The sequence below is a fragment of the Mastigocoleus testarum BC008 genome (assembly GCF_001456025.1).
Classification (GTDB): Bacteria; Cyanobacteriota; Cyanobacteriia; order Cyanobacteriales; family Nostocaceae; genus Mastigocoleus; species Mastigocoleus testarum.
The window spans coordinates 24,190-41,064 of the sequence record NZ_LMTZ01000098.1 but is presented as its reverse complement, the minus strand read 5'-3'; the positions used below and the strand labels follow the sequence as shown (position 1 = coordinate 41,064).

The 16,875-nt window shown below is 40.5% G+C and carries 25 protein-coding genes; 3 read left to right on the top strand and 22 right to left on the bottom strand.

The annotated features are described in order from the left end of the window. Positions 1-50 precede the first annotated feature (50 nt). From rplO to rplC, 18 genes are all read right to left on the bottom strand, one after another. Entirely contained in the window at positions 51-518 is a 468-nt protein-coding gene (gene rplO / locus BC008_RS22060) for a 50S ribosomal protein L15 (RefSeq protein WP_027843048.1), read from the bottom strand. Between the two features lie 61 nt (positions 519-579). After that, positions 580-1,107 carry a 30S ribosomal protein S5 gene (gene rpsE, locus BC008_RS22055; RefSeq protein WP_027843049.1) on the bottom strand — a complete coding sequence of 176 codons (528 nt, stop codon included), beginning with the start codon at positions 1,105-1,107 and terminating at the stop codon, positions 580-582. Between the two features lie 313 nt (positions 1,108-1,420). Next, positions 1,421-1,783, bottom strand: coding sequence for a 50S ribosomal protein L18 (gene rplR, locus BC008_RS22050; RefSeq protein WP_027844106.1), 363 nt, complete (start codon positions 1,781-1,783; stop codon positions 1,421-1,423). 3 nt (positions 1,784-1,786) lie between these two features. Next, on the bottom strand, positions 1,787-2,335 hold the full coding sequence (rplF, locus tag BC008_RS22045) for a 50S ribosomal protein L6 (protein WP_027844107.1): 549 nt from the start codon (positions 2,333-2,335) through the stop codon (positions 1,787-1,789). 143 nt (positions 2,336-2,478) lie between these two features. After that, the gene (gene rpsH, locus BC008_RS22040; protein WP_027844108.1) at positions 2,479-2,880 is read right to left on the bottom strand and encodes a 30S ribosomal protein S8; all 402 of its coding nucleotides are present in this window, start codon (positions 2,878-2,880) and stop codon (positions 2,479-2,481) included. Positions 2,881-2,901: 21 nt separating this feature from the next. Beyond that, positions 2,902-3,447, bottom strand: a complete 546-nt coding sequence (gene rplE, locus BC008_RS22035) for a 50S ribosomal protein L5 (protein WP_027844109.1) — start codon at positions 3,445-3,447, stop codon at positions 2,902-2,904. A gap of 151 nt (positions 3,448-3,598) precedes the next feature. Continuing rightward, positions 3,599-3,949, bottom strand: a complete 351-nt coding sequence (gene rplX, locus BC008_RS22030; RefSeq protein ID WP_027844110.1) for a 50S ribosomal protein L24 — start codon at positions 3,947-3,949, stop codon at positions 3,599-3,601. Then, the gene (rplN, locus tag BC008_RS22025) at positions 3,949-4,317 is read right to left on the bottom strand and encodes a 50S ribosomal protein L14 (RefSeq protein WP_027844111.1); all 369 of its coding nucleotides are present in this window, start codon (positions 4,315-4,317) and stop codon (positions 3,949-3,951) included. Before rplN ends, rplX begins: the two co-directional genes overlap by 1 nt. 113 nt (positions 4,318-4,430) lie before the next feature. After that, on the bottom strand, positions 4,431-4,670 hold the full coding sequence (gene rpsQ, locus BC008_RS22020; RefSeq protein WP_027844112.1) for a 30S ribosomal protein S17: 240 nt from the start codon (positions 4,668-4,670) through the stop codon (positions 4,431-4,433). An 8-nt stretch (positions 4,671-4,678) separates the two neighbouring features. Then, positions 4,679-4,906 carry a 50S ribosomal protein L29 gene (gene rpmC / locus BC008_RS22015; RefSeq protein WP_027844113.1) on the bottom strand — a complete coding sequence of 76 codons (228 nt, stop codon included), beginning with the start codon at positions 4,904-4,906 and terminating at the stop codon, positions 4,679-4,681. Between the two features lie 13 nt (positions 4,907-4,919). Continuing rightward, the gene (gene rplP / locus BC008_RS22010; protein WP_027844114.1) at positions 4,920-5,336 is read right to left on the bottom strand and encodes a 50S ribosomal protein L16; all 417 of its coding nucleotides are present in this window, start codon (positions 5,334-5,336) and stop codon (positions 4,920-4,922) included. Positions 5,337-5,508: 172 nt separating this feature from the next. Further along, positions 5,509-6,264: a 30S ribosomal protein S3 gene (gene rpsC, locus BC008_RS22005; protein WP_027844115.1), complete on the bottom strand. Its 756-nt coding sequence runs from the start codon at positions 6,262-6,264 to the stop codon at positions 5,509-5,511. A 34-nt stretch (positions 6,265-6,298) separates the two neighbouring features. Further along, positions 6,299-6,658, bottom strand: a complete 360-nt coding sequence (rplV, locus tag BC008_RS22000) for a 50S ribosomal protein L22 (RefSeq protein WP_027844116.1) — start codon at positions 6,656-6,658, stop codon at positions 6,299-6,301. Between the two features lie 70 nt (positions 6,659-6,728). Further along, on the bottom strand, positions 6,729-7,004 hold the full coding sequence (gene rpsS / locus BC008_RS21995) for a 30S ribosomal protein S19 (RefSeq protein WP_027844117.1): 276 nt from the start codon (positions 7,002-7,004) through the stop codon (positions 6,729-6,731). A 178-nt stretch (positions 7,005-7,182) separates the two neighbouring features. Then, positions 7,183-8,046, bottom strand: coding sequence for a 50S ribosomal protein L2 (rplB, locus tag BC008_RS21990; protein ID WP_027844118.1), 864 nt, complete (start codon positions 8,044-8,046; stop codon positions 7,183-7,185). 123 nt (positions 8,047-8,169) lie between these two features. Continuing rightward, entirely contained in the window at positions 8,170-8,484 is a 315-nt protein-coding gene (locus BC008_RS21985) for a 50S ribosomal protein L23 (RefSeq protein ID WP_027844119.1), read from the bottom strand. Beyond that, complete coding sequence (gene rplD / locus BC008_RS21980; RefSeq protein ID WP_027844120.1) at positions 8,477-9,112, bottom strand: 50S ribosomal protein L4; 636 nt, start codon at positions 9,110-9,112, stop codon at positions 8,477-8,479. The genes BC008_RS21985 and rplD overlap by 8 nt, the downstream gene beginning before the upstream one ends. Before the next feature lie 36 nt (positions 9,113-9,148). Then, a complete protein-coding gene (gene rplC / locus BC008_RS21975; RefSeq protein ID WP_027844121.1) occupies positions 9,149-9,784 on the bottom strand; it encodes a 50S ribosomal protein L3 in 636 nt (211 codons plus the stop codon). Positions 9,785-10,944: 1,160 nt separating this feature from the next. On the opposite strand from rplC, the gene ndhN reads away from it, so the two are divergent. Beyond that, positions 10,945-11,421 carry an NAD(P)H-quinone oxidoreductase subunit N gene (ndhN, locus tag BC008_RS21970; protein WP_027844122.1) on the top strand — a complete coding sequence of 159 codons (477 nt, stop codon included), beginning with the start codon at positions 10,945-10,947 and terminating at the stop codon, positions 11,419-11,421. A gap of 301 nt (positions 11,422-11,722) precedes the next feature. On the opposite strand, the gene BC008_RS50665 is transcribed toward ndhN, so the two are convergent. Further along, entirely contained in the window at positions 11,723-11,965 is a 243-nt protein-coding gene (locus tag BC008_RS50665) for a hypothetical protein (protein WP_058183829.1), read from the bottom strand. Between the two features lie 445 nt (positions 11,966-12,410). Between BC008_RS50665 and BC008_RS21955 the strand changes: the two genes are divergently transcribed. Beyond that, the gene (locus BC008_RS21955) at positions 12,411-13,016 is read left to right on the top strand and encodes a Uma2 family endonuclease (protein ID WP_027844124.1); all 606 of its coding nucleotides are present in this window, start codon (positions 12,411-12,413) and stop codon (positions 13,014-13,016) included. Between the two features lie 167 nt (positions 13,017-13,183). Here the strand turns inward: BC008_RS21955 and BC008_RS21950 are convergent, their stop codons facing one another. The 3 genes from BC008_RS21950 to BC008_RS21940 form a co-directional block, all read right to left on the bottom strand. Then, positions 13,184-14,011: an ABC transporter permease gene (locus BC008_RS21950; protein WP_027844125.1), complete on the bottom strand. Its 828-nt coding sequence runs from the start codon at positions 14,009-14,011 to the stop codon at positions 13,184-13,186. Between the two features lie 263 nt (positions 14,012-14,274). Continuing rightward, the gene (locus BC008_RS21945) at positions 14,275-15,063 is read right to left on the bottom strand and encodes a class I SAM-dependent methyltransferase (RefSeq protein ID WP_027844126.1); all 789 of its coding nucleotides are present in this window, start codon (positions 15,061-15,063) and stop codon (positions 14,275-14,277) included. Positions 15,064-15,575: 512 nt separating this feature from the next. Then, complete coding sequence (locus BC008_RS21940) at positions 15,576-15,884, bottom strand: hypothetical protein (protein WP_058183828.1); 309 nt, start codon at positions 15,882-15,884, stop codon at positions 15,576-15,578. A gap of 150 nt (positions 15,885-16,034) precedes the next feature. Between BC008_RS21940 and BC008_RS21935 the strand changes: the two genes are divergently transcribed. Further along, the gene (locus BC008_RS21935) at positions 16,035-16,838 is read left to right on the top strand and encodes a class I SAM-dependent methyltransferase (protein ID WP_235595906.1); all 804 of its coding nucleotides are present in this window, start codon (positions 16,035-16,037) and stop codon (positions 16,836-16,838) included. Positions 16,839-16,875: the final 37 nt, after the last annotated feature.

The window sequence follows — 16,875 nt, the reverse complement described above, 5'->3', positions numbered from 1 at the left end:
AAATGGCTACCTTGAAGTGTGAACCAGGCGCTGGTGAGAGTAAACGAAGACTAGTTTGCCTGGTTTTTCTTTGCGTCTATAACTTCGCAACTCCCACCTGCAGCCTCAATTTTGTTACGAGCGCTTGTAGTAAAAGCCACCGCCTTAACATTGAGCGGAGTACTTAATTCCCCATTCCCCAGAATTTTCAGGGGTCCTTTAACAGCAGTAACAATTCCTGCTTCTTGTAAAGAAGCAAGAGATACCTCTGTATTCGCAGGAAGGGAACTTAGCTTCTCTACATTAATCGTAGTGTAAATTTTGCGATTCACTAAGGGAAAACCCTTTAATTTTGGTATGCGGCGGTACAGGGGCTGTTGTCCACCTTCAAATCCAGGTCTAGTTCCACTACCAGAACGGGCATTTTGACCCCGCATTCCCAAACCACAACTGGCACCTTGACCAGCAGCTATGCCACGACCAAGACGACGGGGACGTTTTTTGGACCCTTTTTGGGGTCTGGCATCGTTTAGTCTCATAATTCTCTATGATATTTTTGTGTCGGCTTAAATACAGACAATATTACGTTTTTCAGTATTATTACTGCGCGTAGAGATTCTCGATTGGGACACCGCGATCTTCCGCTACTTCCATAAATGTACGTAGACCAGAAAGAGCATTTACTGCAGCTCTGGCATTATTTAAAGGGTTATTTGAACCCAATTGCTTAGCTAAGATATTTTTAACTCCAGCTAATTCCAGGACTGTACGAACTGCTCCCCCGGCGATTACGCCTGTACCAGGTGCAGCGGGACGCATGATAACTTTTGCTCCGCCACCAACACCATTGGTGGGATGGGGAATCGAGTTAGACTTAGTAAGGGGTACATCAACTAAATGCTTTTTACCATCAGCTACACCCTTTTTTACCGCGCCAATTACGTCTGCAGCTTTACCAACTCCAACTCCAACTTGACCGCGTTCGTTACCAACGACAACAATGGCACGGAAGCTGAGTTTTTTACCGCCTTTTACTACCTTGCTAACACGTCGGATTTGAATAACACGTTCTTGCCAGTTAGTTTCTTCTTTTTTGGCGCGACTTGTTTTACGACGATTATTTGCCATATAAATACTGTGTTTTTTGGTTATCAGTTAATGCGCAATACTTACAGTACGCTTACGCTATAAGGCGCACTCTAAACTAACAGTCTATGGCTAACGCCACACTCTTATGAGCTACGATTTATGACTAAGGTTGACTCTTAATACTTAGATCTTATGTTACTGCTATTCTCTGAGCGCTAGGGTGAAAATCCACAACTGCTTATGAGCAATGACTAATGAATAATCAGCAATAACAAATTTGAAAATCTAAAATCTTGAAAATCCAAATCTTGAAAATCTAAATCTTGAAAATCTAAATCTTGAAAATCTAAACCTAAAAATCTAAACCTGCTTCTCTTGCTGCATCGGCAAGTGCTTTAATCCTACCGTGATAAATATTACCACCACGGTCAAAAACTACTTTGCTGATGCCTTTTTCTTGAGCGCGCTTAGCAACTAATTTACCTACTTCGGAGGAAGCCGCGCAGGTATCTCCAGAGGATGATTTTGACTTGACTTCTGCTTCTACAGTAGAGGCTGCAGCCAGTGTATGTTGCTTAGTATCATCAATCACTTGAGCATAAATATGCTGGTTGGAGCGAAAGACTGCTAAACGAGGGCGCTCTGGAGAACCATTGACTTTGCCCCGGATACGTCTGTGACGACGTTGTTTTGATTCTTGACGAGTAAGTTTCATAGTTTACTTCTTACCACCTTTACCGGCTTTACCAGCTTTACGTCTGACTACTTCATTCGCGTAGCGAATTCCTTTTCCTTTGTAAGGTTCAGGAGGACGGACTGCACGAATTTTCGCAGCTGTATTACCCACAACTTCTTTGTCGTAACCGCTGACGACTACTTTTGTGTTCGCTTCAACAGCAAATTGAACACCTTGGGGGGGCTCTATCTGGACTTGGTGAGAGTAACCGATATTCAAAACCAAATTACGTCCCTGTACCTGTGCCCGGTAACCAACCCCTTGGATTTCTAAGCGTCGCTCAAAACCTTTAGAAACTCCCTGAACCATATTGGCAACTAAGGTTCTACTCAAACCATGCATCTGGCGAGATAGACGGGAGTCATCTTGACGTTTCACCCATAGTGTATCGCCATCTTGCTCTACACTTACGTTGCTGGAAAGTTCGCGGGACAATTCTCCTTTTGGTCCTTTAACGGCAATTTTTGTACCGTCGAGAGTTATCTGCACTTTGGCAGGAACGGTAATTGGTTGTTTACCAATTCGAGACATATTATTTTGTCCTTTGTTCTTTGTATGACTGTCTTTCGTCTTTCACCTTTTGTCTATCTTGCTTATGAAGTTTCTCAATTAGTTATGAGAAAAAACACAAATTAATGACTAATGAACAATGGCTAATGACAAATTACCAGTGATTACCAAACGTAGCAAAGTACTTCACCACCAACATTTTGACGTCTCGCTTCTCGGTCAGTCATAATGCCGGAAGATGTTGAAATAATGGCTATGCCAATACCACCAAGTACCCTTGGTAAATCTTTCTTATTGGAATAAACTCGCAAACCTGGTTTGCTAACTCGTTTTAAGGTTGTAATTATAGGCTGACGATTTTTACCCTTATATTTAAGAGAAATCACTAAGTTGCGCTTTACACCTTCTCCCGCTTCCTCAAATTCGCCAATATAACCTTCTTGTTGCAACACTTGAGCGATGCTACGAGTCATTTTTGTGGCAGGCACATTTGTAGTTTGATGCCTCGCCAAATTGGCGTTGCGGATGCGCGTAAGCATATCTGCGATTGTATCGTTTGCCGCCATCGTTTCCTCTTTCTTGTGAACTTAATTATCCCTAAAGGGCATTCCCATTTCTTTTAGTAAGGCACGACCTTCTTCGTCATTTTTAGCTGTGGTAATGATAGAAATGTCCATTCCACGGATTTGGTCGATACTGTCGTACTCTACTTCTGGAAAAATTAGCTGCTCCCTTACACCAAGGGTATAGTTTCCACGACCATCAAAGCTTTTGGGACTGATACCCCGAAAGTCGCGGATTCTGGGTAGAGCTAAGTTTATTAAACGCTCCAAAAAAGAGTACATGCGGTCGCCTCGAAGGGTAACCATTACACCGACAGGCATTCCCTGACGAATTTTAAAACCCGCGATCGCTTTTTTCGCTCTGGTAACTACGGGTTTTTGACCGGTAATGACTGCAATTTCACTTAACGATGCTTCTAACGCTTTGGCGTTTTGAGAAGCTTCTCCTAAACCCCGGTTAATAGTAACTTTAATTACTTTAGGTGCCTGATGAATGTTCGTATATTCGAACTGCTTAATCAGTTTGGGGACTATATTTTCTTCGTACTTTTTCTTGAGTGCTATTGGCATAACTTTTCTTTATCTTATCCCTGGGCTTGGTCAGAGAAGTTTTAGATTACTTAAACTGGGCTTAACGCAGCTAAACAATGAATTATGAATATAAATTATGAATTTAATATTTAGTAATTGGATTCATAATTGACTACCCACTATCCACTATTTATTTATCGATAATTTCGCCAGTCTTTTTAAGCATTCTGACTTTTTTACCTTCCGGTGTAAAGGTATAGCAAACGCGAGAAGTAACGTTCTGCTTGGTGGAATAAAGCATAACGTTGGAACTGTGAATCGGATACTCTTGGGTGGCAATGCTTCCTGATTCACCTTCTTGTTGGGGTTTAATATGTTTGGTTTTAATATTTACCCCTTGAACAATGATTTTGCTATCCTTGGGAAATGCTTGTGTTACTTCCCCTACTTTACCTTTATCCTTACCGGAAATGACTTGTACGGTATCCCCAGTCTTAACATGCATTTTGTAAAACTTGGGCTTTTGTTTCTTTACTGACATTAGAGTACCTCCGGAGCCAGAGAAACGATTTTAGTAAAGTTTTTTTCGCGTAATTCCCGTGCTACAGGACCAAATACGCGGGTTCCTCTGGGGTTTCCTTCTTTATTGATAATTACTGCCGCATTATCGTCAAAACGGATACTCATACCGCTGTCGCGACGAATGTTGTGACGGGTGCGGACAATTACTGCTTCAACCACATCTGATTTTTTAATTGCCATGTTAGGTTGAGCATCTTTAACAACAGCGATAATTCGGTCGCCGATGAAACCATAACGACTATTACCAGCTCCCAAAACCCGAATACACATTAGTTTACGGGCACCGCTGTTATCTGCGACATTAAGGTAAGATTGGGCTTGAATCACAATTTCTTCTCCCTAAAAATGTTGTTAGGTTGCGAACAAAAATCAAGAACTAACAACAACAAGTACTAACAAAAAAATTTATATAAAAAATTTTATTTATTAGCCTTGGTTTACTATTTGCTCAAAACTTCTTTGACTTGCCAGCGCTTTGTTTTACTCAAAGGTCTGGTTTCTTGAATTCGGACGCGATCGCCGACTTTACATTGGTTGTCCTCATCGTGAGCTTTATAGCGCCGGGTTTGAACAACGATTTTTCCGTATTTAGGGTGGGGAGCGCGGTTTTCAACGGCAACAACTACCGTTTTTTGCATCTTATCGCTGACCACCATGCCTACTCTTTCTTTTACTGCCATATTCGTACTTACTCTGATTCGCTAGTATTTTGCTCGGCTGCACGTTTGCGCTCTGACTCTACTGTGAGTAACTGAGCAAGGCGATGGCGGGCGTGTCTGAATTCGTGAGGTTTTTCTAACTGGCGGGTACTTTTTTGCAAGCGTAATTGGAAAAGCTGCCTTTTAACCGCACTAATTTCCGAGTTCAGTTGTTCGTCGCTCAGTTCCCTTGCTTCGGAGATTTTTGGTAGGGGCATATCAAGCTACTCCTTAAGTTTCTTGAGGACGAGTAATAAACTTAGTTTTAATGGGTAATTTGTGAGATGCAAGACGCATTGCTTCGCGAGCAGTATCTTCTGGTACCCCAGCAATTTCAAATAAAATTCGTCCTGGCTTTACTACAGCAACCCAAAATTCTGGAGAACCTTTACCGGAACCCATACGAGTTTCTGCTGGACGCATGGTAACTGGCTTATCGGGGAATACTCTAATCCAGATTTTCCCACCCCGGCGAACGTAACGGGTCATTGCACGTCGGGAAGCTTCGATTTGACGAGAAGTAATCCAGGATGGCTCTTGAGCTTGAAGGGCAAAATCACCAAAGTTAATCGTGGTCCCACCTTTCGCCAAACCCTTCATACGTCCGCGATGTTGTTTGCGGAATTTAGTTCTTCTTGGACTTAGCATAATTTGTCTTCTGTCACTTTTGTTTTGTTATTTGTCTTTTGTCACTTATCTTTTGTCCTGAATTTCGGACTTTTATCTCATTTGCTTTAGTCTCATGTTTTTTCAATAACCTGTTACTTAAAACTAACGAGAGGTGAACAATGACCAATAACCAATGACCAATAACTAATGATTATTCTTCATTAGAGCGGTCTTCAAACTGTTGGCGGCGACGTTGTCCGCGACGACGACCGGGTTCGCGATCGCGAGGGGGTTGTGAGGCTGGAGCTTCTTCTTGTCCGGGAATTACTTCTCCTTTGAAGATCCAAACTTTAATACCCAAAATCCCGTAGATGGTTTTAGCTGTACAGTAAGAGTAATCAATGTTAGCTCTTAAAGTATGTAAAGGTACTCTACCTTCACGAGTCCATTCAGTTCGGGCAATTTCTGCACCGTTTAAACGACCGCTAACCTGGATTTTGATACCTTGAACCCCAGCTCTTTGAGCTCTTTGGATTGCTTGGCGTACTACTCTACGGAAAGATACCCGTCGCTCTAATTGTTGGGCAATATATTCGCCAATTAATGAAGCCTCGGCATCTACTCGCTGGACTTCAACAACGTTAATGCGAATTTGTCGGGATCCTCCCAACAATTCTCGTAGTCCATTACGCAAGGCATCAATACCTTGTCCGCCACGACCGACAACTACCCCAGGACGAGCAGTACGTATTTCAAGATCGATTTGATCTGCTTTACGCTCAATCTTAACTTCCGAAATTCCGGCGTTATTTTGAGTGTATCTGCCGAGTTTGCTGTCAATGTACTGACGGAGTTTGTGGTCTTCTTGTAAAAGCTCTGGATAACGCTCCGGTTCGGCAAACCATCTAGATTGGTGTTCTTGGGTTACTCCCAAGCGAAATCCTACTGGATGAATTTTATGTCCCACAAAATCTTCCTCTAAAACATTCCTGATTAGGGTACTATTCGATGCTTTCGTCTGCAGCCACTGCTATTGTGATATGGCATGTAGGCTTACGAATTTGATAAGCCCGACCTTGTGCACGTGGCTGAAAGCGCTTGAGCACAGGACCTTGATCGGCGAAAGCTTGAGTAATTATTAATTTTGCTCTATCTAAGCCAGCATTATGCTCGGCATTTGCTGCTGCACTTCTAAGGACCTTTAAGATCGGTTCGCAAGCGCGATAGGGCATAAATTCTAAAATAATTAGCGCTTCACGATAGGAACGTCCTCTGATTTGATCCAGTACGCGACGTACTTTCAAAGGGGACATTCTGATGAATCGCGCTTTTGCTTTGATTTCTTGAGTATCAACTGCCATGATTTTCTCCTTTGCTGTCATTCGTCATTTGCTGCGTACAAATCACAAAGGACAGTTATACACTCATTAACTATCTGCCCGATCTTCTATCTTTGGTATGACCTCTAAAGGTACGGGTAGGAGCAAATTCACCCAATTTATGTCCGACCATTTGGTCGCTGATAAAAATTGGCACGTGCTGGCGTCCGTTGTGAACGGCGATAGTATGTCCCACCATATCCGGCAATATTGTTGAAGCTCTAGACCAGGTTTTAATTACCTGTTTTTCGTTATTTTCGTTGAGCTTTTCAATTTTTTTTAGTAAGTGATCGGCGACAAACGGACCTTTTTTAAGAGAACGACCCATAATTTCAATAGATAGGAATTTTTAAGTTGTCAGTTGTGGGTAGATTTTGAGTTTTAGATTTCAAGTTTCAGATTTTGAGTTTTAGATTTTGAGTAAAATTTTTATGAGAAATAACTCATTACTCATTACTTCTTACTCATCACTTATTACTTATTACTTAAGAATCATTACTCATTACTTAAGAATCACGACCACCACGACCGCGTTTGGAAGACCTACGACGGCGACGAACAATTAATTTGCTACTAGCTTTCTTCGGCTTCCGGGTCTTCTTACCTAAAGCTGGTTTACCCCAAGGTGTCATTGGACCGGATCTACCCACAGGTGCGCGACCTTCACCACCACCATGTGGGTGATCGACTGGGTTCATTACGCTACCTCTGACCTTAGGACGACGACCTTTCCAACGGTTCCGTCCAGCTTTACCCGCACTGAGGTTTCTAAATTCTGAATTACCTACCTGTCCGATGGTGGCGTAGCATTCGCGCCGAATCATGCGGACCTCTCCGGAAGGTAACTTGATACTGACGTAATTACCTTCTTTTGCCATTAATTGGGCGTTAGCACCTGCTGCACGTACGATTTGTCCGCCTTTACCGGCAATCAATTCAACGTTGTGAATGCTGGTACCCAAGGGAATTTTAGATAGAGGTAAAGCATTTCCATCTTCAATTGGCGAGTCAGGACCAGCCATTACGGTTGTTCCAACTTTCATCCCACTAGGTTGAAGAATATAACGCTTTTCGCCATCTTGATATTCTAATAATGCAAGTCTGGCATTACGGTTGGGATCGTATTCGATCGCAATGACAGTAGCAGGAATATTTCTTTTATCCCGCTTAAAGTCAATAATTCGATATAAACGCTTGTGACCGCCACCCCGACGACGGCTGGTAATTACACCGCGATTATTGCGACCTTTACGACGATGAACATAGGTCGTCAGAGACTTTTCTGGTTCTGTTTTGGTAATTTCCGAAAAGTCGGAAACTGTCACCTGACGAGTACTGGGGGTATAAGGACGATAAGAACGAGTACCCATAATTTGCTAAGTTGGAATTTTAGTTTTTGAGTTTTGAGTTTGGAAGACGCGCGGCTGCGCCACGAATGAGTTTTGAGTATTGGGCGATGAATTACCCTAACGTCATTCAAAACCCGCAACTAATTACACATCTGGGAAGAGAACTTGTCTAATCTTTTCCTCATCCCCTGGAGCCAATGTAACAATAGCTTTTTTATACTGGGGCTTGTAACCAATAAATCTACCCACCCGCTTTTTCTTGCGTGCTGGCTTATGGGTATTGATTTTGACAATTTTCACATCAAATAAACTCTCAATTGCTGCCTTAATTTCCGGCTTGGTTGCTTTGGGAGTGACTTCAAATGTGTATTTATTTTGTTCCATCAACATGGTCGCCTTTTCGGTAATAAGTGGGCGACGTACCAGATCTGGAAGGTCACGTGTCTGAGTTCTAACCATTGTAGACCTCCTGAATCTTTTCTAATGCTGGGGCACTTACAACTATTTTGTCGGCGTGCAACAAGTCATAAACGTTTAGTTGATTAGCTGCAATTAACTTCAACTTTTCAACATTACGAGCCGACAAATATACGTTTTCGCTGGGCTCAGACAAAATTAATAAAACTTTCTCTTCTGCTGTTGCACCCCAACGTGACATCGCGCCCATTAACTCTTTTGTTTTTGGACGCGATAACTGAGACGCAAATTCTTCTACCACAATTAGATCGTCAATTCGAGAGGCGAAAGCTGTTCGCAATGCCAAACGACGTTCTTTGCGGTTCATTTTCAAGTTAAAAACTCTGGCGTTTCTGGGTCCGAAGATAACACCACCACCACGCAATAGGGGCGAACGAGTTGAACCCGCACGGGCGCGACCTGTACCCTTTTGTCTCCAGGGTTTACGACCACCACCTCTCACTTCTGAGCGGGTTTTTGTATGAGCATTACCCTGACGGGCGTTGTTCATTTGTCTGACTAAGGCGCGGTGCACGACGTGAGCCGCCGATTCTTCTTTGGCAACACGTAGGTCAAAACTTTTTTGTCCGACCTGTTCTCCTTGCCAATTTTTTACTTCACACTCAAACATGTTTTTGTCCCTTGTCCTTTGTCCCTTGTATCTGTCCTATGACTTAACCCACTTAGCAGGCGTAATATCTAGCAAGGAACCAGCTTTACCAGGAACAGCTCCTTTGATTAATAACAGGTTACGTTCTGTATCTACCCGCACCACAGTAAGTTTGCGAATAGTAACACGCTTGCCTCCCAAGCGTCCTGCCATCTTTTTACCGGGATATACACGACCGGGAGTAGTACCTGCACCAATCGAACCTGGCGCTCTGTGGTTTTTTGAACCGTGGGACATTGGTCCTCGACCAAAGTTATGCCGTTTTTGGTTACCAGCAAAACCGCGACCGATACTTTTGCCGCTTACGTCTACTAATTGACCTGCACTAAAAATATCAGCACTAATCTTTTGCCCTAATGAATAATCGCTGACACCTTCGTGACGATATTCATTGAGATGACGCAATGGGGATGCTGATGATTTCGCTAAATGACCGAGTAAGGGTTTATTTAATGCTTTTTCCTTTACTTCGTCATAGCCGACCTGAATGGCTGAATAACCATCAGTATCTTTAGTTTTTATCTGTGTAACTGTACATGGTCCCGCCTGAATAACGGTAACAGGGATAGCTGTTCCCGCCTCATCAAAAATTTGGGTCATGCCCAGTTTGGTGCCGAGAATGCCTACAGACACAGTAACTGGCTCTCCTTTCTACTTTTTTGACTGACCGACTTCGATCTTCAAATAAACTGGCGCGTATTATATCAAAGCGGTTTTGCAAATTGCTAGACGCGATGACTATCGAGTATTCGTAACGTATGAACGTCAATCCGCAACTTACACCTAAATTCTGCACCAGAGCAGCTTAAATCTTCTTCCCTGCAGGGATGATTTAATCAATCGGTGTAAGGAATTACCTTTTGGCTTTTCGTGCAGCAACTCTTAGTTCTGAACCTTTAGCTTTGAACCTTTAGTCTTGAACCCTCAGTCTTAAACTCTCAGTTTTGAACTTTCAGTTTTGAACTTTTAGTTTTTAAACCTTTAAAGGTCAGAAATCAAGATATTACTATGGCACTCATAAGTCAATTGGGACTTAAGCAGTTATTTCCGCTCAGTATCCGTTCGCAGAGACTAACTCAATGCTACACGGTGACTCTACTTAGCAGTCTCTACTTTACCGAAGAACCCTCAAATCACACATAAAATATATATAATCGAGAGGTAATTTCAGATTTTAAGAGTATACGGCACAGTTCGGTTATTCATCTCTTGGGTCGCCCTGAGTTTTGTATGTGAGCCAAATCTACTGGTCGAAGCCCAAGGACTCCTAATTATATCAGCTCTTCTTAAAATCGAGCGAAACTATTTTATCTTTTATCATTTTTGCCAGAGCACCGTGATGTTTTAAATCACGTTGTATAGCTATATGAATGCGAACCAATTTTTTTTGTGGTCACAATCTCAAAATATAAAACATTTGTTTGCTTTTGTCGAGAGATTGGGATTGGGGATAGCACTGCGTGCCGCCGCAAGCGGCATATGGCGACTGGGGATTGGGAATTGGGGATTGGGGATAAGTAATTGATTAATGAGTGATTGGTATAGGGTAACAATGAAACATAATGATTCCCATAACCGGTCTTTATCTCATTTTTCCCTGTTTACTTTTCCGTGTCTTGCGACTGTTTTCCATCCTGCGGAGTGGATATGCTTGATCGCGCTGATTAATTAGTGTGGGGAGTCCGTTGTTACCCATTTCCTATTCTCTTCATTTCTCAAAACATATAGCTTTATCTAGAAATTAAAGTTAAATAATAGATATGTTTGAGTGGTATAGGACAAGAAACTAATTTATGGCACTACTAACCACCGGTAGAGGATTGATTCGCTGTTTGGAAAAACATGGCGCTGCGGGAGTTTATGCTCCTCTCGAAGGAGGATTTGAAGGTCGCTATCGCCGCAGATTACGGGCTGCTGGCTACACCACTCTGAATCTTACCGCCAGAGGTTTGGGTGACGTTGCTGCTTACTTGACTGGTATTCACGGTGTTAGACCGCCTCATTTGGGTAAAAAAAGTACTGGTAGTGGCGCTGCTGTTGGCGAACGCTACTATCTACCCCCACTTGTTAACTATCACTTAGAAAATTTACCGCCTAAGTCTAAGGGGTTAGTTTTGTGGATTATTGAAGGGTTTGTTCTTGATAATCAAGAAATCGAATACCTGACAAATTTACCTAAAATCGAACCACGGGTAAAAGTTGTGGTGGAAAGAGGTGGCGATCGCTATTTCCGTTGGCAGCCTTTAGAAAAGACTTTATTGGCTAGCTAAGGTTTCGTTTGATACAGTGCAATCGTTACGCATGCGATTTGCACGGGTTTTTGTAAGGAATAAAATAATACTTTTAGGGACGTACTTCGGTGCGTCCTTATTGTGTTTTTAGTAGCGAAAAGATATTTTGTGGATAACACCAATACTTGTTTAATCAATTCGCATTAGTTTGGTGACTGTCTTGCTAAACATTAATTCAAAATCTTTTTGAAGAATTTGAGCAACAATTGGTAAACCAAAATTTTTTACTTTTTCTCTCAACTTCAATATTGAAGCATTCCAAGTATAGTTGATTGCACTATCAAAAAGTCCTACACTTACCGCAACACACATTGGCAAGTAGTTCGCCATGTGAATTTATATTAGGTATATCCCGCAATTCACGAGGTAAATCTCTCCAAGCATATTCAATATCTTCATCACTTGCTAATACATTTCTCGGAATTCCTAAAGATTTAGTAAATTCATTGATCGCTGGTAAAACATTTTCTGGTAGTGATGGTAACTGAATTTGTGTTGACGATACGCGAGTAATTTCAGACATAGATTATTTCTTTATACTTAAAACGAGCACTACGCAGATTTTAGCCTGTTATTTAGTGTCACCACTCGTGATGAAAATATTTTCTTAACACTGACCATTTCAAAACTTGACTTGATTGCGCATAATTTTTGCGAGTATGCAATGAAACTGAGAAGTAACTGCGTAGATATGGGATATTCGGGATACTGAAGGTGTTTTAGTTGAGAATAAATCGCCAAACGGGGGAGAAAATCTTGATATTACTTGGTTGCGAGATGAAAGTTTGCAGTTAGGAGAAAGGAGAAAATTTACTGGAACCAGATGTGATCGCTGCTGAGATCGTGCGTAAATTGCAAATTGCGATGGAGGAGATGGAAGCCTCAATCGCTTTTTTATCACTAAAAAGAAATCTCCGAAGGTAGCTAATTTAAAATTAAAGCAAGAAAATTAATCAGCGAGTTTGGAAATGACTACACAATTCCCGATCGCCACAGAAACAACTCCAATGGTGTTGAAATTTGCTCCTGTTATTAGAATGACAGATGACCAATTGTTTGACTTTTGTCAACTAAATAAGGATCTTCGCATCGAACGTCAAGCAAATGGAGAAATTATTATTATGACCCCAACAGGTTCAGAAACTGAAGAGCGCAATTTTGATTTAATTGGACAATTATGGTTGTGGACAAAGCAAGACGGTACTGGTGTGGGGTTTGGTTCTAGTGGTGGTTTTACGTTACCGTCGGGTGCTGTACGTTCTCCCGATGCTGCTTGGATTAAAAAAGTTGATTGGGAAGCTATTCCCCCAGAAAAACGTAAAAAATTTGCTCCGATTTGTCCAGAATTTGTGGTGGAATTACGTTCGGAAACTGATGCTTTAAAGATATTAAAAACCAAGATGGAAGAGTACATTGAAAATGGTACTCGGTTGGGTTGGTTAATTGATCGCATTGATCGCAAAGTTTATGTTTACAGTTCCAATAATGTAATTAAAGAATTAAGTAATCCTGCAACATTAAACGGGGATGATGTTTTACCTGGTTTTATCTTGGATTTAAGTAGAATTTGGTAGTACCCAAAGTCACAAATTCATAAATTTTATGATACAAGTTACTCAGTTTCGGGGTTGCGAGCGAATCATATCTCCTAATTTCCCTGAGTTGTATTTAACTGTGGAGCAAATTTTTAATGCTGGTCAATAAGAATTAACCTAGCTAGGAGGAAATATAGCGCTACGAGCTAATCTTGCTGATTAGAAAACTTATATGCTCCCCACACAGATAATCCTGCTGCGATCGCAAGTAAAATCGGTATGCTGTACCAAGGAAAATCCGATAAAGGTGAATAAACCGCAGCACGTAAAGCAGTACTAGCGTAAGTCAAGGGTAATAAATAGACTAAAAACTTTAATCCTACTGGTAATGTAGCGGGATCGAAAAAGGTTGCACCTAAGAAAGACATGGGAATTATTACAAAATTGTTGTAAAGTCCCACAGATTCCAGCGATTTCACCGTTAAACCAGTAATTACTCCCAAACCAGCAAACACCGCGCAGTTAAGAAGCAAAATCAATAAAAACAAAGGATTTAGGAAACCTAAGTTCTGGGTGAATAACAAAGCTAAGATAATCACAGATCCAGAAGTCAACAACCCACGCACAATTCCTGCGGACATTTTTCCCAAATGCAAAGATAGGGGATTTATCGGTACTAACAATAATTCTTCAAAGGATTTTGTAAACAGGCGATCGCCACAAATAGAAAAAGTCGTTCCAGCAAAGCTAATTGTCATTGAGGAAAGAGCTATCATTCCCGGTAGGATAAATTCTAAATAGCTGTCATAGTCGCTGCTAATTACTGAACCAGGTCTAATTGAAGTACCTAAACCCAAACCGAAAGCAATGATATATATCAGTGGTGAAATTAAACCCGATGACGCAATTTGGGGAATTCGCACCCGTAAATCCAACCAATCACCCCAAAATATCGTCAAACTATCTGCCAAAATAAGCTGAATTTGTGAAAACTTTAACTTTTTACCGAAAGGTAACGCTCTTTGAAATCCCACTGTTTTCGCCGCACATTAAAAATCCATATGTAAATACTTTACATTTCTTTACAACTATTTACCATAGGTCAACTAAAGTTCCTCCCTTGGGGGAGGTCAGGAGGGGGTTGAACTCGGGGGATATTAGGAGGGGAGGGGTTTTACTCAGGGAAGGTTCGGAGGTGGTTAAACTCGGGAGAGCTTCGAGAAGGATGACTTCGGTTTATATTATCTTTCTCTTATCCCCTCCTGTTCGCGTTCCCTGTTCCCTATTCCCTAAATAACTAGATTTTTTGAGCAACATGAAAAGCACTCAAATATGAGATTTGGATATAATCTCCAAAATGATTTTGAATTACCTGTCTTAAACCTGCGAACAAAGAATCTCTGTGGGAACGCGGTAAATTTCGATATGGTGAAAAAGTGCTTAGAAGTTCAAGGTAAACCTCAACCTGGTAACTTATTTTGCAAAGTATGTTTTCAGACATTAACCCTTTAAATCGTCCAGATTTGAGAATATTCCGTCCAAAGCCCCAAAGAATTTTTTCTTGAGTTTCTCTGGTTTCATATCGCGTTAATGGAGGAGCCTGAGTTCCATAAACTTCATTGAGTACTTGATATATTTCATATGGAATTTGAGGTGTCATATTCCACAATAAAATCAAGAAACCGTTATCTTTGAGAGCATCAGCGGCTTTAGAATAAGCAACGTCAGGTGATATCCAATGAAAAGCACTTGCAGCCATTACCGCATCAAACCTGTTAGTCTCTAACTCCCATTCTTCAAAGGAAGTACAGTTAATTTCTATTTTTGGATATTGTTGACAATTGCGTAGGGCTATCTCGTAAAAATCTTGACTCGGCTCTATGCATTGCATTGAGAAACCTAGTTGAGCAAATGTAATAGTTGCAGTCCCTGGACCACAGCCGACTTCAAGAATAATTGAGTCAGAAGAAAGTCGAGCTAGCTCTACTACACGACGAACAATCTGCACGGGATAACTTGGTCTAGCTTTGTTATAAGCTGCAGCGACCGGAGAAAACCAGTTTTTTCTCTGTTCCAAGTCTTTCATGAGTGATTCACGTAAGCTTTGGAGTTTATAGAGGAGAATAATTATTGATACTTAAGTTTTAGTTTAAAGGCTTAGAATCTAAAAGCTTAGAATCTAAAAGCTTAAGTTTTTAGTCCCCTAATACAATATTGTATCCCCTAAGAGCTTAGACTTTGGCATTAAAGTTTTATAAACTTGGGGATGATAGTTACCATCTTATGCAGGGACATAAAAGGGTAGTGATACACAATTAATAGTGTTCGAATTAATTGTTTGAAATAACTACTCAAAATAATTTTTTAAATAATTGGTCACAAATCTGTAAATTGCTCCTACACTCACTATTTTTTTGTTGTATCTACAATCCACTAATTAATTTTTTCGATTTTTTGGAAATTCTAATTAAAGATATATAAAATTTATCAGGGTGCAGATAACTTTGACTCTAAGAGATACTAACAGTGAGATAGATTATATTTTTGAGAATATTTTTATCCTCAACATTAATGACTACACACAGTTAGAGCTTCAAACTATCTATCTTCAAGGAGATTATTTGTTTTGTCAAAAAGTTCTAATAGCCCAACAGTACCAACGAAAAAAGTATAAATACCATATTTAATCGGCGTTTTATTACGTGAAGGTGCAAAATAAGTGGCTATAATTGCTTCAATGAGATGACTTATAACAGCAACACGTTCAATCCAAAAAACTGGATGTAGAAAATTTGGAATTTGAGCTTGAGTATATATGGCATAAATATTCCATAACTCTAATCCAATAGCACATGTAATCAATATTGTAGAGATAAATTTAATCGAGGTAACAATATTTTTTTTCATGGTTTAATTGAAAAAATCTTAACTTTTACTATTTTTTAATATATAGCGGATATACTTTACCGATAGTAATATTTTAGATGATTAGATCCATAAATATAAATCCATAAATGTTATATCCTATTTAGTGAGTAGTTATAAATAGAGATTGCTGTGACAGGAATTCATAATCAAATCTTGCAGCTTTCTTTTGAATCAATTATCCGCCTTCTCATCGGTAAAGAAAAACTGCGAATTTATGAAAGTACAAATTGGGAAAAAGAAGGGATTCGTTTTCACGATCCAGAGCTAAGCTATCCACAATATTACAGCAGTCAAAATTTTCATGGAATTGAGAATGGCTATTTGAACCCGATTGCAGCAATTACTTACGATTTAGTTACAGCATTCGCTTCACCACCAAACGAGACTTGGGTACGCAAACAGTTACTTGCTGCAATTGAATCGGAACCAAAACAGATTCTCGACCTTGGTTGTGGTACCGCTTCAACTACCTTAATGCTAAAACAGGCTTATCTACAAGCAACCACGGTTGGGTTAGATTTATCTACTCATATGCTGGTTTTAGCAGAACACAAAGCACGAAAAGCAAAATTAGATATAAATTTCCTTCATGGTTTAGCCGAATCTACCGGTTTGGAATCCAATACTTTCGATTTAGTGACGGTTTCGTTTCTACTACATGAAACACCACCCAATATTTCCCAATTAATTTTGCAAGAATGCTTCCGCTTGCTTAAACCAGGAGGGGAAGCGATCGTTTTGGATGGGAATCAAAAAATTCTTCGCCATACTGATTGGTTAATTGAACTTTTTAGAGAACCTTACTCAAAAGTATATGCTAGTGGGAGTGTTGATGATTGGATGCGAACGGCTGGATTTAATTCCGTAAAAACCAAGTACATTGGCTGGATACAGCAAGTGACGAGGGGTGTAAAGCTGGTAAGTAATGAGTAATGAGTAATGAGTGATAAGTGATGAGTAATGAGTAATA

Coding starts and splice junctions, on each gene's coding strand:
- rpsH (WP_027844108.1), bottom strand. CDS start 2,880: ATGGCGGCAAACGATACAATCGCAGATATGCTTACGCGCATCCGCAAC.
- BC008_RS21955 (WP_027844124.1), top strand. CDS start 12,411: ATGACTACACAATTCCCGATCGCCACAGAAACAACTCCAATGGTGTTG.
- rplV (WP_027844116.1), bottom strand. CDS start 6,658: ATGGCAGTTGATACTCAAGAAATCAAAGCAAAAGCGCGATTCATCAGA.
- rpsS (WP_027844117.1), bottom strand. CDS start 7,004: ATGGGTCGTTCTCTTAAAAAAGGTCCGTTTGTCGCCGATCACTTACTA.
- ndhN (WP_027844122.1), top strand. CDS start 10,945: ATGGCACTACTAACCACCGGTAGAGGATTGATTCGCTGTTTGGAAAAA.
- rpsQ (WP_027844112.1), bottom strand. CDS start 4,670: ATGGCAGTAAAAGAAAGAGTAGGCATGGTGGTCAGCGATAAGATGCAA.
- rplD (WP_027844120.1), bottom strand. CDS start 9,112: ATGTTTGAGTGTGAAGTAAAAAATTGGCAAGGAGAACAGGTCGGACAA.
- rpsE (WP_027843049.1), bottom strand. CDS start 1,107: ATGGCAAATAATCGTCGTAAAACAAGTCGCGCCAAAAAAGAAGAAACT.
- rplE (WP_027844109.1), bottom strand. CDS start 3,447: ATGCCAATAGCACTCAAGAAAAAGTACGAAGAAAATATAGTCCCCAAA.
- BC008_RS21945 (WP_027844126.1), bottom strand. CDS start 15,063: ATGAAAGACTTGGAACAGAGAAAAAACTGGTTTTCTCCGGTCGCTGCA.
- rplX (WP_027844110.1), bottom strand. CDS start 3,949: ATGTCAGTAAAGAAACAAAAGCCCAAGTTTTACAAAATGCATGTTAAG.
- rpmC (WP_027844113.1), bottom strand. CDS start 4,906: ATGCCCCTACCAAAAATCTCCGAAGCAAGGGAACTGAGCGACGAACAA.
- rplR (WP_027844106.1), bottom strand. CDS start 1,783: ATGAAACTTACTCGTCAAGAATCAAAACAACGTCGTCACAGACGTATC.
- rplB (WP_027844118.1), bottom strand. CDS start 8,046: ATGGGTACTCGTTCTTATCGTCCTTATACCCCCAGTACTCGTCAGGTG.
- BC008_RS21940 (WP_058183828.1), bottom strand. CDS start 15,884: ATGAAAAAAAATATTGTTACCTCGATTAAATTTATCTCTACAATATTG.
- rplO (WP_027843048.1), bottom strand. CDS start 518: ATGAGACTAAACGATGCCAGACCCCAAAAAGGGTCCAAAAAACGTCCC.
- rplF (WP_027844107.1), bottom strand. CDS start 2,335: ATGTCTCGAATTGGTAAACAACCAATTACCGTTCCTGCCAAAGTGCAG.
- BC008_RS50665 (WP_058183829.1), bottom strand. CDS start 11,965: ATGTCTGAAATTACTCGCGTATCGTCAACACAAATTCAGTTACCATCA.
- BC008_RS21985 (WP_027844119.1), bottom strand. CDS start 8,484: ATGGTTAGAACTCAGACACGTGACCTTCCAGATCTGGTACGTCGCCCA.
- rplP (WP_027844114.1), bottom strand. CDS start 5,336: ATGCTAAGTCCAAGAAGAACTAAATTCCGCAAACAACATCGCGGACGT.